Source organism: Sphingomonas sp. UYAg733 (assembly GCF_054057355.1).
Genome location: NZ_JBSRZE010000001.1, coordinates 455,352 through 468,903, shown reverse-complemented (window position 1 = coordinate 468,903; position 13,552 = coordinate 455,352). Strand labels below are relative to the sequence as shown.

Annotated in this window: 15 protein-coding genes; 11 read left to right on the top strand and 4 right to left on the bottom strand. The window is 62.4% G+C overall.

Annotated elements, in window-relative coordinates; genetic code table 11:
* Positions 1–604: 604 nt before the first annotated feature.
* The 3 genes from tnpC to tnpA form a co-directional block, all read right to left on the bottom strand.
* A complete protein-coding gene (tnpC, locus tag ACVWZA_RS02445) occupies positions 605–2,158 on the bottom strand; it encodes an IS66 family transposase (protein WP_457309553.1) in 1,554 nt (517 codons plus the stop codon).
* A 61-nt stretch (positions 2,159–2,219) separates the two neighbouring features.
* Positions 2,220–2,567, bottom strand: a complete 348-nt coding sequence (gene tnpB, locus ACVWZA_RS02440; RefSeq protein ID WP_457309552.1) for an IS66 family insertion sequence element accessory protein TnpB — start codon at positions 2,565–2,567, stop codon at positions 2,220–2,222.
* Positions 2,564–2,956, bottom strand: a complete 393-nt coding sequence (gene tnpA, locus ACVWZA_RS02435) for an IS66-like element accessory protein TnpA (protein WP_457309551.1) — start codon at positions 2,954–2,956, stop codon at positions 2,564–2,566. The genes tnpB and tnpA overlap by 4 nt, the downstream gene beginning before the upstream one ends.
* A 166-nt stretch (positions 2,957–3,122) precedes the next feature.
* Between tnpA and ACVWZA_RS02430 the strand changes: the two genes are divergently transcribed.
* From ACVWZA_RS02430 to ACVWZA_RS02420, 3 genes are all read left to right on the top strand, one after another.
* Positions 3,123–4,180, top strand: a protein-coding gene (locus ACVWZA_RS02430; RefSeq protein ID WP_457309550.1) for an IS630 family transposase whose coding sequence is annotated in 2 segments (ribosomal slippage) — positions 3,123–3,615 and positions 3,615–4,180 — 1,059 coding nt in all. Because the reading frame shifts where the segments join, the coding sequence is not laid out codon by codon here.
* Between the two features lie 6 nt (positions 4,181–4,186).
* Entirely contained in the window at positions 4,187–4,552 is a 366-nt protein-coding gene (locus tag ACVWZA_RS02425) for an N-formylglutamate amidohydrolase (protein ID WP_457309549.1), read from the top strand.
* 139 nt (positions 4,553–4,691) lie between these two features.
* On the top strand, positions 4,692–5,057 hold the full coding sequence (locus ACVWZA_RS02420) for a RidA family protein (RefSeq protein ID WP_457309548.1): 366 nt from the start codon (positions 4,692–4,694) through the stop codon (positions 5,055–5,057).
* A gap of 23 nt (positions 5,058–5,080) precedes the next feature.
* Here the strand turns inward: ACVWZA_RS02420 and ACVWZA_RS02415 are convergent, their stop codons facing one another.
* Positions 5,081–6,010 (bottom strand): LysR family transcriptional regulator, encoded by a 930-nt coding sequence (locus ACVWZA_RS02415; protein WP_457309547.1) that lies wholly within the window; start codon positions 6,008–6,010, stop codon positions 5,081–5,083.
* A 149-nt stretch (positions 6,011–6,159) separates the two neighbouring features.
* Between ACVWZA_RS02415 and ACVWZA_RS02410 the strand changes: the two genes are divergently transcribed.
* The 8 genes from ACVWZA_RS02410 (at position 6,160) to ACVWZA_RS02375 (ending at position 13,548) form a co-directional block, all read left to right on the top strand.
* Positions 6,160–7,359: an acetylornithine transaminase gene (locus ACVWZA_RS02410; RefSeq protein WP_457309546.1), complete on the top strand. Its 1,200-nt coding sequence runs from the start codon at positions 6,160–6,162 to the stop codon at positions 7,357–7,359.
* 110 nt (positions 7,360–7,469) lie between these two features.
* Positions 7,470–8,456, top strand: coding sequence for a Glu/Leu/Phe/Val family dehydrogenase (locus ACVWZA_RS02405; protein ID WP_457309545.1), 987 nt, complete (start codon positions 7,470–7,472; stop codon positions 8,454–8,456).
* The gene (locus ACVWZA_RS02400; RefSeq protein WP_457310052.1) at positions 8,384–8,662 is read left to right on the top strand and encodes a hypothetical protein; all 279 of its coding nucleotides are present in this window, start codon (positions 8,384–8,386) and stop codon (positions 8,660–8,662) included. The genes ACVWZA_RS02405 and ACVWZA_RS02400 overlap by 73 nt, the downstream gene beginning before the upstream one ends.
* A 49-nt stretch (positions 8,663–8,711) precedes the next feature.
* Complete coding sequence (gene astD, locus ACVWZA_RS02395; RefSeq protein ID WP_457309544.1) at positions 8,712–10,133, top strand: succinylglutamate-semialdehyde dehydrogenase; 1,422 nt, start codon at positions 8,712–8,714, stop codon at positions 10,131–10,133.
* Entirely contained in the window at positions 10,130–10,309 is a 180-nt protein-coding gene (locus ACVWZA_RS02390; RefSeq protein WP_457309543.1) for a hypothetical protein, read from the top strand. Before astD ends, ACVWZA_RS02390 begins: the two co-directional genes overlap by 4 nt.
* Positions 10,306–11,334, top strand: coding sequence for a hydrolase (locus tag ACVWZA_RS02385; RefSeq protein ID WP_457309542.1), 1,029 nt, complete (start codon positions 10,306–10,308; stop codon positions 11,332–11,334). The genes ACVWZA_RS02390 and ACVWZA_RS02385 overlap by 4 nt, the downstream gene beginning before the upstream one ends.
* On the top strand, positions 11,331–12,350 hold the full coding sequence (locus ACVWZA_RS02380) for an arginine N-succinyltransferase (RefSeq protein WP_457309541.1): 1,020 nt from the start codon (positions 11,331–11,333) through the stop codon (positions 12,348–12,350). The genes ACVWZA_RS02385 and ACVWZA_RS02380 overlap by 4 nt, the downstream gene beginning before the upstream one ends.
* 25 nt (positions 12,351–12,375) lie before the next feature.
* Positions 12,376–13,548, top strand: coding sequence for an acyl-CoA dehydrogenase (locus ACVWZA_RS02375; protein ID WP_457309540.1), 1,173 nt, complete (start codon positions 12,376–12,378; stop codon positions 13,546–13,548).
* The last annotated feature ends 4 nt before the right edge of the window (positions 13,549–13,552 follow it).

Genomic DNA, 13,552 nt, shown 5'->3' with positions numbered 1-13,552 from the left:
TTGTTCGGTGCAACGCCGCAGATTGGTAAACATAGCGATCGCTAGAGAGCGCAAACCGCTGGCCGCCTGGCTGTAGTATGAGGCCGCACTTGCGAACTCGGCCTGATAGGACGCGATTTGTGATGGCGTGAGCGAGCTACAGCGGGTGAGTGTCGCACCGAAGGCCTTTCCGTTCTTTTGCCAGTCTGCATTCGTGGCGGATCGTGCTTGATATGCGGCGTAGATACCGCCGAGGCGGCACGATCCGGGCATTTTCGGGCGGGTAGGGTAGGAGAATGTTCGAAAAAGGAGAGCGCCATTGTCTTCATAAAGGATGAATACCCGACCGTCCTCCGACGACCATCTCAACCGAACTTTTGAAACGCAATGTGCATAGTGCAAAACAGCCACTGGCGGGCTGCGCTCAACGCAATCTTCGCGCTCCAATTCGTACGGGCCATAGGCAGCAACGGCACTCGTTTGCTGATCGCGAAGAATATAGTCTTGGGCGACCAAAGTGAGGAGTACGAGCATCGACAGATGCTAGCTGCGCGAATGAACAGCTGCAATCGGCAACGCCGCCGCAATCCACTCATGTCTGCTTCTGGGCGAATTGCGACATTGCCTATGCGGCTTCGGCGATCATCTGGATGTCTGCGCGCCAGTTCCACGGTATGAGCTCGTCCCAGCGCGCGGAAGGCCAGTTGCCGGCGATTTTGGCGATGACGTCAGCGATGTACGCCTGCGGCTCGACACCGTTGAGCTTGCAGGTCTCGATGACGGCGTAGATCGCGGCGGCGCGCTCGCCGCCTGCCTTCGATCCGGCGAACAGCCAGTTCTTGCGGCCGATCGCGATGCTGCGCATCGCGCGTTCGGCGATGTTGTTGTCGATCTCCAGCCGACCATCATCGAGGAACCGCGTGAGCGCGGTCAAGCGCTTGCGGCCATAGGCAATGGCCTTGGCCATCTCGGACTTGGGTGAGAGGCGTCGCAGTGCGTCGTCGAGGGCTATGCGGAACGCCTCGACCAAGGGCGCTGCGCGCTCCAGCCGAGTTCTTCGTCGGACATCTGGTGGCGCCCCGCGGATCTCCTCCTCGATTTTGTAGAGGCTGGCGATCCGGGTCAGCAGGTCGGTGGTGAGCGGCGTCGGGCTGGTGGTGTGGATGTCGAAGATCTTGCGTCGGAAATGCGCCCAGCAGGCGACCTCAGTGACGCGGCCGGTGCTGTAGAGCTTGTCGTAGCCGGCATAACCGTCGGCCTGCAGGAACCCGGTGAAGCTGGCGAGCTGCTGTTGGGGGTGGCTGCCGGTGCGATCCTGGGTGAACTGATACCAGACCAGCGGCGGCGTGGTGGCGCCCGAGGCGCGATCATCGACGACATAGGCCCAGATCCTGCCGGTTGCGGTCTTGCCGCGCCCCGGGTCGAGCATCGGCACCGGCGTGTCGTCGGTATGTATCTTGGCGGCGGTGAGCCCGACCTCGCGGATGCGGCTGACGATCGGATCGAGCAGCGCTGATGCTTGACCGGCCCATCCCGCAAGGGTCGAGCGATCGATATCGATGCCCTGCGCGGCCATTATCTCCGCCTGTCGGTAGAACGGCAGATGATGGTCGAACTTGGCGACCACGACATGGGCAAGCGTTCCGAACGTCGCCTTGCCGCGCGCGATCGCCTTTACGGGTGCGGCTGCCTGCACGACCTTCTCGCAGGCGCGGCAGCTATACTTGGGGCGGATGGTGCGGATGACCCGCCACTGGACCGGTACCGCGTCGAGCATCTCGTCGCTATCCTGGCCCAAAGGGCGCAGGGCGCCGCCGCAATCGGGACAGGCGCAGTTACCATGCTCGGGCTCAATGCGCTGTTCTGCACGCGGTAGATGGGCCGGGAGCGCCCGAACGGGTGCCGGCCGGTCGAGCCTGGCAGGATCGACGCGCCGCGCGCTCACCGTGGCGGCTTCGGCCTCGAGTTCTTCGAGCGCCAGCTCGAGCTGAGCGATCTCGTGGCTGAGCTTCTCGGACGCCTTGCCGAACTGCATGCGCTTGAGACGGGCAAGCTGCACGCGCAGCGTATCGATCAGGATATCGCGGGCGCTGATATCGGCGCGGGCGGTCGCCAATGCGGCTTCAAGCTCGGCGATCCGAGCGTCTTTATCAGGGGCGGAAAGAGCTGCGTCCGACACCGCGAATATATAGCACAATGGGCACCAGCGAGCCAGAAAAAGCGCAGGAATCCGGGCATTTTTAGCCCGCCAGCGACGGTATGAATGTGCGTTCCGGACGTCGCCAGTCAATGCCTTCCAGCAGCATCGAAAGCTGTGCCGCAGTCATCGCGACCGAACCGGTTGCGGTCGACGGCCATATGAACCGGCCCCGGTCCATGCGCTTGGAGAACAGGCACAACCCCTGCCCATCATACCAGAGCAGCTTGACGAGATCGCCGCGCTTGCCGCGAAACGCGAACAGCGCGCCGGAATGCGGACTCTGCTCCAGCGCCTGCTGCACCAGCACCGCCAGACCGTCGAACCCTTTGCGCATATCGGTTGCGCCGCACGCCAGGAATATCCGCGTCAGCGGGGGAAGCGGGATCATCGCGCCAGGACACCGATCACCCGCGATAGCGCCTCAGCATCGACTGATGCGTCAACTGTCAGCCGCACGCCGGATGGCAGCTCGATCCCGATCTGCCCGCTGCCCGGCGCGGCCGGCGACGGCGCCGGCGCCGGCAACATCGCTGTGGGCTCGCTGATCTGGACCTCGGCAAAGCTCGGCACCGCAAGCCTGTTTATCCCGGTCAGGGCGCCCGACATTGCCTGCCGGCGCCAGGTGTAGATCGCGCCGCTGCCAACCTCATGGCGCTCAGTCGCTCCGCGGACCGACCCATCGGGCCCAAAGGCATCGCGCAGGATCGCCAGCTTCTGCTCGACGGTCCAGTGCCGACGCCCTGACACCCGGCCGACAATCTCGATCCGACTACTCATACGACCGCTCGTATGACTGCTCGCTCCTTCGTCCGCTGACCGAATCTCGCCCGACATCACCGCCCCGCTCAAAGAGCCGCTATCAGCCCGTCGATGGGCCAACGCACAAGGTGGCCTTCACGCCACGCTTACGATTCAATGGTCGCGAACCCGAGAGAGGTTGGCGATGGCATGGGCAGTGGCGCTTCGAGATGATTTCACAGCGGCGAGGATGCGGGCACTGGCACGGTTGAGCGGTGACGCGAACCAGGTTCGTCGGCTGCTGGCGCTGGCGACGATTTGCGATGGGGGGACGCGGAGCGAAGCTGCGCGGCTTGGCGGCGTTGGTCTCCAGACGGTTCGCGACTGGGTGCTGCGGTTCAACGCAGCCGGGCCTGATGGCTTGATCGACGCGGTGCCGCCTGGCGGCGTGCCGCTGCTCGATGACGCGCAGCGTTGTGCCTTGGCGCAGATTGTCGAGAGTGGTCCGATCCCGGCCTCGCACGGTTTGGTGCGCTGGCGATTGATCGACCTGGTGCAGTGGGTGTGGGACGAGTTCGCGATCAGCGTCAGCAAGCAGACATTGAGCCGGGAGTTGCGCGCCATGGGGTATCGCAAGCTGTCGGCGCGGCCGCGTCATCATGCGCAAGATGATGAAGCCATCCCGACGTTTAAAAAAACTTCCCCGCCCAAGTGGCGACGATCCGGGCAACGCTCCCGCGCGGCACACCGATAGAGCTTTGGTGGCAGGACGAGGCGCGGGTCGGCCAGAAGAACGGGATCACCCGGCGCTGGGCCCGTCGCGGCACCCGGCCTTCGGCGCCGAAGGACCAACGCACGGCATCAGCCTATATTTACGGGGCGATCTGCCCGGCCGAGGGGAAGGGCGCGGCGCTCGTGCTGCCGCGATGCAACACGCAAGGGATGGCCTTGCATCTGGCGGAAATCTCCGCCGCTGTCGCACCGGGCGCGCACGCCATACTACTCCTCGATCAGGCGGGATGGCATGGCTCGGGCGCGCTCATCGTTCCCGCCAACATCACCTTGCTGCCGCTGCCGTCGAAATGCCCCGAGCTCAACCCGGTTGAGAATGTCTGGCAGTTCATGCGCGACAACTGGCTCTCGAACAGGATCTTCAAATCCTACGCCGACATCCTGGATCACTGCTGCTTCGCATGGAACCGCCTCGTCGATCAGCCATGGCGCATCATGTCCATCGGGCTGAGATCATGGGCCCATGGGTGACGATCGATGAGACTGGGTATCAGCATTGAGGAGATGGCGTTCCGCGAAACCGAGATCTTCACGCGACTCCACCACGCGGTCACATCCTGTTTGGACGAACGCCAGCGCAACGGACAATCGACGAGGCTTGTTGCGATCCATAGTTTCACTCCCGTTTACGCCGGTGTGGCGAGGCCGTGGCATGCGGGCGTCCTTGTTGGCGCTGCCGAGACAGTCGCGCATCAAGTATTGCGCCGATTTCGGGCTCATACGCAGTTGAACGTCGCGCTGAATGAGCCTTATGCGATCGAGCGCGAGAGTGACTGCACTGTGCTGCTTCACGGTGATGACCGAAATATCGATGCCGTGCTTCTGGAGATCAGGATGATCTGATCGGTGATGAGCGTGGAGTCGAAAGCTGGGCCGATCTGATCGCCGAGGCCCTATCGCCGCCTGTGACGAGCCGATGACCTCGCGTCCTTCGTAACTACGACGCTGCGTCACCTCAAATGTTCGTTGGAGTTAGGAAACGATGATCGACATCAAACGGGTCGGCCCTGATACGCGGTACTGCCGAGCGGTAATCCATAACCGTACCGCCTATCTCACGGGCATCACCGCGGACGACTGGAGCGGGAACGTACAAGAGCAGACCCGCCTGACATTGCCGAAGGCGGATGAAATTCTGGCCGAAATCGGCGCCGATCGGTCCCGATTGCTCAGTGCCACAATCCACCTGAGCGACATCGCCGACTTTAGCGAGATGAACGCGGTGTGGGACGAGTGGGTCGAAGGATTATCTTCCGGCTCGCGCAACGGTGGAGAGCAAGCTCGCCTTTCCAGAACTGTTGATCGAAATCCAATTTATCACCGCGGTCGATTAAGGAAGCCTTTATGAACGCCACGGGATAGGCGCAGATCTTACGGTCCGGCTGCGGCCGATCCCGCGTCGAACGTGGGGTTGGCTTCGTTCACGATCCACGCCCGGAATTGAGCAAGCCTAGACGGAAGCGTACGATTGATGGGAAGCACCAGATAGTAAGCTTCCTCGGTCCTCAGCGTTATGTCAAAAGGAATGACGAGCGTCCCGTCGGCCAACTCCGGTTCGATTAGGAAGCGGGGGATGAGCGCGAGACCGGCCCCCGCCGCCGCCGCTTGGGCCAGCATGAGGAAATGCTCGAATGAGCCGCTAGGCGCAGGAACTGGCCGATCCACCCCTGCAACCGCCAGCCATTGAGACCAGGCGTCACGCCTCGAACTCTGTACCAGCAGAGGCCAAGTCAGGACGGATTCGGGAGCAGCGATGGGATGCTGCGCAAGGCGGGCGGGCGAGCAAACCGGAACCGCCTCTTCGTGGAAGAGGAGATCGTGGGACGCGTCGAGCCAGGTCGGAAGTCCGAAGTGAATAGCGGCATCGAACCTCTCCTCTGAGAAATAAAAGGGATGTGACTTCGCCGAGAAGTTGACGATGATGTCGGGGTGTTTGGAATTGAGCGCCGGAAGGCGAGGCGCCAGCCAGCGCATTCCGAAACTAGGAAGTGTCGCGATGTTTAACTCCAGGTCGGACTGCTTGGAAAGTGCGTTCGCAGTTGCCGCCCTTATTCCTTCGAGCGCCGGACCGATCGCTTTCATATAGGCATCGCCGGCGGAACTCAGCTTCACGCGACGTCCAGTGCGGTCGAACAGCGTGGTTTGAATCCAGTCTTCAAGCACGGCGATTTGGCGACTGACAGCACTCTGCGAGAGCCCGATCTCCTCGCCTGCCCGCGAGAAGCTATCGTGTCGGGCCGCAGCAGCGAAACTGGCAAGCGCGCCCATTGGCGGAAGAAGGCGTCGGCTATTCTCGTTCATTCCGAATCTGCATTTGTAGATGATAGCAATTCGTTTGCGCCTCGTCGTGCGACAGTGCAAACCATAAAGCACATAACAAGCCATCATTGCACGATTTCGGAGCGCCCTTCGCGCAAGTTACTTATTCGTGTTTGGAATGAGGAACGGGCATGACCGACAGTCGCTTAATGAACACTTATAACCGCACTTCCTTTGGTGTGGCGTCAGGTCAGGGTGTCTGGCTAACCGACACCGAAGGCCGCACCTATCTCGACTGCATCCAAGGCATCGCTACCAACGCGCTCGGCCACGCGCACCCAAAGCTAGTCGCGGCGTTGACCGAGCAGGCAAAGAAGCTCTGGCATGTCGCGAACATCTTTCAAATCCCGGGTCAGGAAGACTTAGGCCGGCGACTGACCGAAGCTTCGTTCGCGGATGTCGTGTTCTTCGCGAATTCCGGCGCCGAGGCTGTCGAGGCGTGCCTCAAAACGGCCCGGCGTTACCATGTGGACAAGGGCGATACCGACCGCGTAGACATCATCGGTTTTACCGGATCATTTCATGGCAGGACGTACGCGACGATAAACGCGTCCGGGAATCCTGACTATCTGAACGGCTTCGGCCCGCGATTGCCTGGCTATGTCCAGCTCTCGATCGATGACGATGACGCCCTTGAAGAGGCGATTGCGCGCACCACGACCGCGGCCGTCATCGTCGAGCCCGTGCAGGGTGAAGGCGGCGCCAGGGCGCTCTCAGGCGAGTGGCTTCGCCATCTTCGGAAGCTGACTCGAGAAAAGGGCGTGCTTTTGATCTTCGACGAAGTGCAGAGCGGAATGGGGCGGACAGGGCGACTCTTCGCCCATCAGTGGTTCAATGAGGTCGAGCCCGACATCATGGCTTTGGCCAAAGCCCTCGGTGCGGGCTTTCCTGTCGGCGCCTGCCTCGCCACGGCCGATGCCGCGCGAGGCATGACGGTCGGGGTGCATGGCACCACGTTTGGCGGCAATCCGCTCGCGATGGCGGTAGCTTTGGCAGCCTTCGAAGAGATATCTCGGGAGGAAACGCTCGCCAACGCGCGCATCGCCGCCAGCGATTTCGTCGCGCGCCTCACCACGTTGCGCGCACAATATCCCGACATCGTCGTCGATGTCCGCGGTAAGGGCTTATTGATTGGCCTTAAGTTGGTGCCCAACAATCGCGAATTTATGGCACTGGCGCGAGAACATGGCTTGCTCGTCGCGGGCGGTGGTGAGAATTGCGTCCGGCTGCTTCCTTCCCTGCTGATTGCGCCAGCCGAGATTGCCGAGGCGATCTCGCGACTTGAGGCGACCTGCGATGCAGCGCGGACCAAACTAGGCAAGGCCGCCTGATGTCACCCAATAGCAATCGTCAAGCGTCCGCGGCGGCGGCGCATCCTTCATCTCGGGATCCAATGACGGTTTGTCCGCAGTCTGGCCTCTATTCAGGACCAGTCTTTGACATGGCGCGCCGCCAGTTCGATCTTGTCGCCGATCATCTCGATATTGGCGTCGACGAACGGCAACGAATTTTCCTTCCCAAGCGGGCTATCGCCGTGCCCTGCCCGATCCACCGCGATAACGGATCGGTCGCAGTATTTAATGGCTACCGCGTGCAGCATCATCTCGCGCTCGGTCCGACCAAGGTTGGCACCCGCTTTGCGCCGAGCGTCGACATCCGCGAAGTTGATGCGCTCACGATCTGGATGAGTTGGAAATGCGCGCTTGTCGGTTTGCCTCACGGCGGCGGCAAGGGTGGCGTCACAGTCGATCCATACAGCCTATTGCGTCGCGAACTGGAGGCGCTTTCAAGGCGCTACATGCAGGAAATGATGCCGTTCGTCGGTCCGCAAATCGACGTGATGGCGCCCGACATGGGGACGGACGAGACCGTAATGGCCTGGTTTATGAATACCTATTCTATGTACCATGGCAGCGCGGTCACAGAGATCGTGACCGGCAAACCCGTCGAATGCGGCGGTACCGTTGGACGGCGCGAAACCACGGGTCACGGCGTCGTTTATCTGACGGGCCGCGCCATGGAGACCGTAGGCATCAAGGCCGACGGGGTTACCGCTATCATCCAGCGCTTTGGAAATGTCGGCTCGATCGCCGCCTACGAGCTCGGGCGGCGGGGCATGGAGATCGTCTGCGTCAGCGATCACACCGCCGCTTACTACGATCCCAAGGGTCTCGATGTCGATGCTCTCCTAGCCTTCGTACGGAAGAGCCGGGTATTGCGAGGATATTCTTCGGAGGCTCTGGCAGATCCCGGCGAACTGCTCGCCAAACCCTGCGACGTGCTGGTACCGCCGCGATGGAGCGTGCGATTAACGCCGAAGGTGCGAACGGTCCCACTACACCGGACGCGGATTTCATCCTCGCCGAACGGCGTGGCGACATTTTCGTCATTCCCGACATCCTCTGCAACGCTGGTGGCGTTATCGTGAGCTATTTCGAGTGGGTCGAGGATTTGCAGCGCTTCTTCTGGGATGAGAGCGAAATTCTCGACGCGCTGTACCGGACACTCGAGCGCTCGTTCCAGCGGGTCATGGCACGCGCTGCCGCCGATGGTATCACTCACCGCGATGCCGCGAGGGCGCTGAGCGTCAAGACCGTGCGAAAGGCCAAGGCGGCCCGAGGACTCTTCCCTTGAGCAAGCGTCGCACCCGAGGGTTCCGGCCCCTCGGTATTGGAGATCAGACATGAACGGTCAGCTAGAATCCACCTGTCCGGCTACCGGCGAGGTTCTTTGGACCGGCCCGGTCGCCTCAGCTGCCGACGTGCATCGCGCCGTCGCGCTCGCTCGCAACACCCTTGCCGAATGGCGAGCAACACCGCTCATCCGACGGATCGGCGTAGCGCGCGAATATGCTGTGGCGCTCAAGCGCAGGGCGGAACCGCTCGCAGAGCTGATCGCACGTGAGACGGGGAAGGTTCTGTGGGAGACGCGTCAGGAAGTCGCGTCGATGATTGGCAAGGTCGAGGTTTCGATCGCAGCCCAGGCCGAGCGCGCCGGCGAGCGGCGCGCTGCGGTTGCATTCGGCGCGAGCATGTTGCGCCACCGACCGCACGGCGTGATGGCGGTCCTCGGGCCGTACAACTTTCCTGGTCATCTTCCGAACGGGCATATCGTTCCGGCACTACTTGCCGGTAACACGATCGTCTTCAAGCCCTCAGAGCTGACCCCGGCGGTCGGCGAAGCCATGACCGATGTCTGGCGAGAGGCGGGGCTTCCTGATGGCGTGCTGAACCTCGTACAGGGCGGACGCGAGACCGGCGAAGCCATGGTCGAAGCTAGGATCGACGGTCTGCTCTTCACTGGATCCGCTGCGACCGGGATGCATTTCCGCCGCGCTTTCGCCGATCGTCCTGAGGTGATCCTGGCGCTCGAACTCGGCGGTAACAATCCGCTGATCGTCTGGGACGGCGATGTCGCCGAAGCGGCAGCGCTAATCGTCCAGTCAGCCTATGCAACAAGCGGCCAACGCTGCACTTGCGCGCGCCGGCTGATAGTGCCCGAAGGGGCTTTCGGGGACGCGATCGTCGATGCGGTCGCTTCGCTCGCCGACCGACTGCCAGTCGGCGCCTGGAACGAGGACCCGACGCCATATCTGGGACCGATGATCTCAGCGCGTGCCGCCGACACCGCGCGTGCCCAGACTGAACATCTGATTGATCGTGGTACTCGTCCGATCCGGCCGCTGGCTTCAATTGCGGGCCGCAATGCAGCCTTTGTGACCCCGGCGCTGCTCGACGTGACCGGAGTCGAAGTCCCTGACGACGAGATTTTCGCGCCAGTCCTTCAGGTCCGGCGCGTCGCCGATTTCGGGGCCGCGATCGCCGCCGCGAATGATACGAGGTTTGGGCTCTCGGCCGGGCTCGTGACCTCCGAAGACACATTGTGGGAGCGCTTCCTGCTTGAAGCCCGTGCTGGCGTCGTCAATCGTAATAGGCCGACAACCGGTGCTGCCGGTTCCGCGCCATTTGGCGGGATCGGCGAGTCCGGCAATCACCGACCAAGCGCCTTCTATGCCGCTGATTATTGCGCTTACCCGATGGCCAGCTTCGAAGCCTCGACAGCAATCGGCAACCGCACGGCGCTCGAAAATATGCTCCGGCAATGACCACGCTGTCCCCATCTAAAGAAGCGTTGATCGCGCCAATCGAACAGGCGTCGATGACCGCGCACACCTTGGCCTGGGCTGCGGTCAACAGCGGCACCCGCCATATCTCCGGTCTCGGCACCTCGCCGCTCTGCTCGCGGACGCATTCGCCGCGTTGCCCGGCGGTGTCGAGTTGATCGACCTGGACCCGGTCGAGACAATCAACGCGAACGGTGAGCGCGTGGTGGTTCCCCATGGGCGACATCTGGTCCTCCGCGTGCGCCTCGACGCCCCGCGCCGCGTCCTCCTGGCCGGCCATATAGATGCGGTCTACGCCGCCGCCGACGCATTTCAGCGGTGCGGTTGGCTCGACGAACATCGGCTGCGCGGACCCGGCGTCCTTGATATGAAATCCGGATTGGCGATCATGCTCGCGGGCCTTCAGGCTTATGAAGCCGGCGCGGCCAAACTCGGCTATGACGTGCTGATCAACAGCGACGAGGAAACCGGCTCCGCCTCCTCGGCGGCGCTGATCGAGCATCTCGCTGAGGCGAAAATTGCGGCGTTGACTTATGAACCCTCGCTGCCCGGCGGCGACATGGCTCGGTCACGGCTAGGATCGGGCAACTATGCGGTGACCATCGCGGGGCGATCCGCGCACGCCGGACGCAATCCCGAAGATGGGCGCAATGCGATCGTCACGGCGCCGGATCTCGCTCTGCGGCTCGCTAAGGGCCGCCACGCCCTGTTGTCGGTCAACCCCGCGAAGATCGATGGCGGCGGGCCCGACAACGTCGTCCCGGCCCATGCCGTGTTGCGTTTCAATCTGCGCCCGCGTGGCCCTGAGCAAATGGCTGAAGCCTGCGCGCTCGTGGCGGAAACTACCGCTGCGGTGCGAGCGGAGCACGAAGTTACGATCCACGTGCATGGTAGCATCGGTCGCCCCGTCAAGAGCGTCGACGCTGCGACGGAACGCCTCTTCGGGCTGGTCGCGGGCGCCGCTGCGAATCTCGGCGAGGCGCTATCCTGGCGTGATTACGATGGTGTGTGCGACGGAAACAATATCGCAGCCTGCGGTGTGCCGGTCATCGATACGATGGGGGCGAATGGCGATCATATTCACTCCCCCAACGAGTATCTCGACGTGCGTTCGCTCGTGCCAAAGGCGCAACTGACCGCCTTGGTACTCAAACGATTCGAGCAACACGGGGCGCTGCAATGACGCTGGTGTGGCGGGCTGCAGGGCCTCATGATCTGCAGGCGATTTACGAGATGGCCAAGACCACCGGCGGCGGCTTCACCAATCTGCCCGCCGATCGCGGCAAGCTGCGCTCGAAGCTCGAGAGCGCAGCGACGGCGTTCGCACGCACCGGCAAGACGCTTGGGGAGGATATGTTCATGTTCCTCCTCGAAGATTCTGCGACCGCCCAAGCGCTGGGCACCTGTCAGATCTTCTCCCAGATCGGCAGCGCCTGGCCGCACTACAGTTTTCGTAATGACAATTTCACCCATTACAGCGCCGAGCTTGGGCATTCGATCCGCGTCGAGATGCTCTCCTTGGTGACCGACCACAATGGGTGCAGCGAAGTTGGTGGCCTGTTTTTGCGCCCCGACGCACGCTCCTCCGGCGGAGGCGCGCTGCTCGCGCGGAGCCGCTATCTCTTCATCCGTGCCCATCGTGGCCGCTTCGCGGACCGCACCCTTGCCGAGCTTCGCGGCGTCATCGACGAGGCTGGAAGCTCGCCTTTCTGGGAGGGGGTGGCTGGGCGCTTCTTCGGCATGACCTTTCGCGAAGCCGATGAGTATAAGGCGGTTCGCGGCATCCAGTTTATCGCCGATCTGATGCCCAAGCATCCGATCTACACAGTCATGCTGCCCGAAGGGGCCGCCGCCGTGCTCGGCGTGCCGCATCCGTCCGGTCGCGCTGCACAGCGGATGCTGGAGAACGAAGGGTTCGTCTACGATCGCTATATCGATGTCTTCGATGGCGGCCCTACGATGACGGTTGCCACCGACAACATTGCGACGTTGCGTGCTGCCCAGGACGAGATGGTCGTCGATATCATCGATAGGATTGCAGACGGGACAGCGAGCATGGTCGCAGCCGGTCAGCTCGGCACGTTCCGTTCGACCTACGGCGTCATTGCTAAGCTGGAGGGGGGAACGAGCTTGGATCGCGCTGCCGCCAATCGGCTCGGCGTGAAGGTCGGTGATCGCATCACCCATGTGCCCCGATGAGCGCACCGCAGAAGGACTTTGTACGATGAGTTTCGATTGGGCCGATCCATTCCTGCTCGACGACCAACTCAGCGACGATGAGCGGATGATTCGGGACTCTGCGCGGGCCTACGCCCAGGATCGTCTGCAGCCCCGCGTGATCCAGGCTTTTGCCGACGAGTACACGGATCCAGAAATCTTCCGCGAGATGGGGGCGCAAGGTTTGCTCGGCGTCACCATACCCGACAATTACGGCGGCGCCGGCGCCTCCTATGTCGCTTATGGTCTGGTCGCGCGCGAGATCGAGCGGGTCGACAGCGGTTACAGGTCGATGGCTTCGGTCCAGTCCAGCCTCGTCATGCATCCGATCCACGCTTACGGTTCAGAAGAGCAGAAAAGCCGCTATCTTCCCAAGCTTGCCCGGGGCGAATGGATTGGCTGTTTCGGACTGACCGAGCCCGATGCCGGCTCTGACCCCGGCGGGATGCGAACCCGCGCTGCAAAGATCGACGGTGGCTTCCGGCTCAACGGCAACAAGACCTGGATCTCGAACGCGCCGATCGCCGATGTGTTTATCGTCTGGGCCAAGTCCGATGCGCACGCTGGCGCAATCCGCGGCTTCGTGCTCGACAAGGGACTGAAGGGCCTCTCGGCGCCCAAGATCGAGGGTAAGCTCTCGCTACGCGCTTCGATCACCGGAATGATCAACCTCGACGATGTAGAGGTATCTGAGGACGCTCTCTTGCCCAATGTCGAGGGGTTGAAGGGACCGTTCGGCTGCCTGAACCGGGCGCGCTACGGTATCAGCTGGGGTGCGCTCGGCGCTGCCGAATTCTGCTTCCACGCCGCACGCCAATATGGCCTCGATCGCAAGCAATTTGGTCGGCCACTGGCGGCAACCCAGCTCTACCAGAAGAAGCTCGCGGACATGATGACCGACATCGCGCTCGGTCTGCAGGCCTCCTTGCGCGTCGGTCGGCTGATGGACGAGCATCGTTTCGCGCCCGACATGGTTTCGGTCGTTAAGCGCAACAATGTCGGCAAAGCGCTCGATATCGCAAGGGCCGCGCGAGACATGCACGGCGGCAACGGCATCTCCGGGGAATATCAGGTGATCCGCCACATGATGAACCTCGAGACGGTCAACACCTACGAGGGCGCGCACGACGTCCACGCCCTCATCCTAGGTCGTGCCATCACCGGCATCGCTGCTTTCTGAGGTC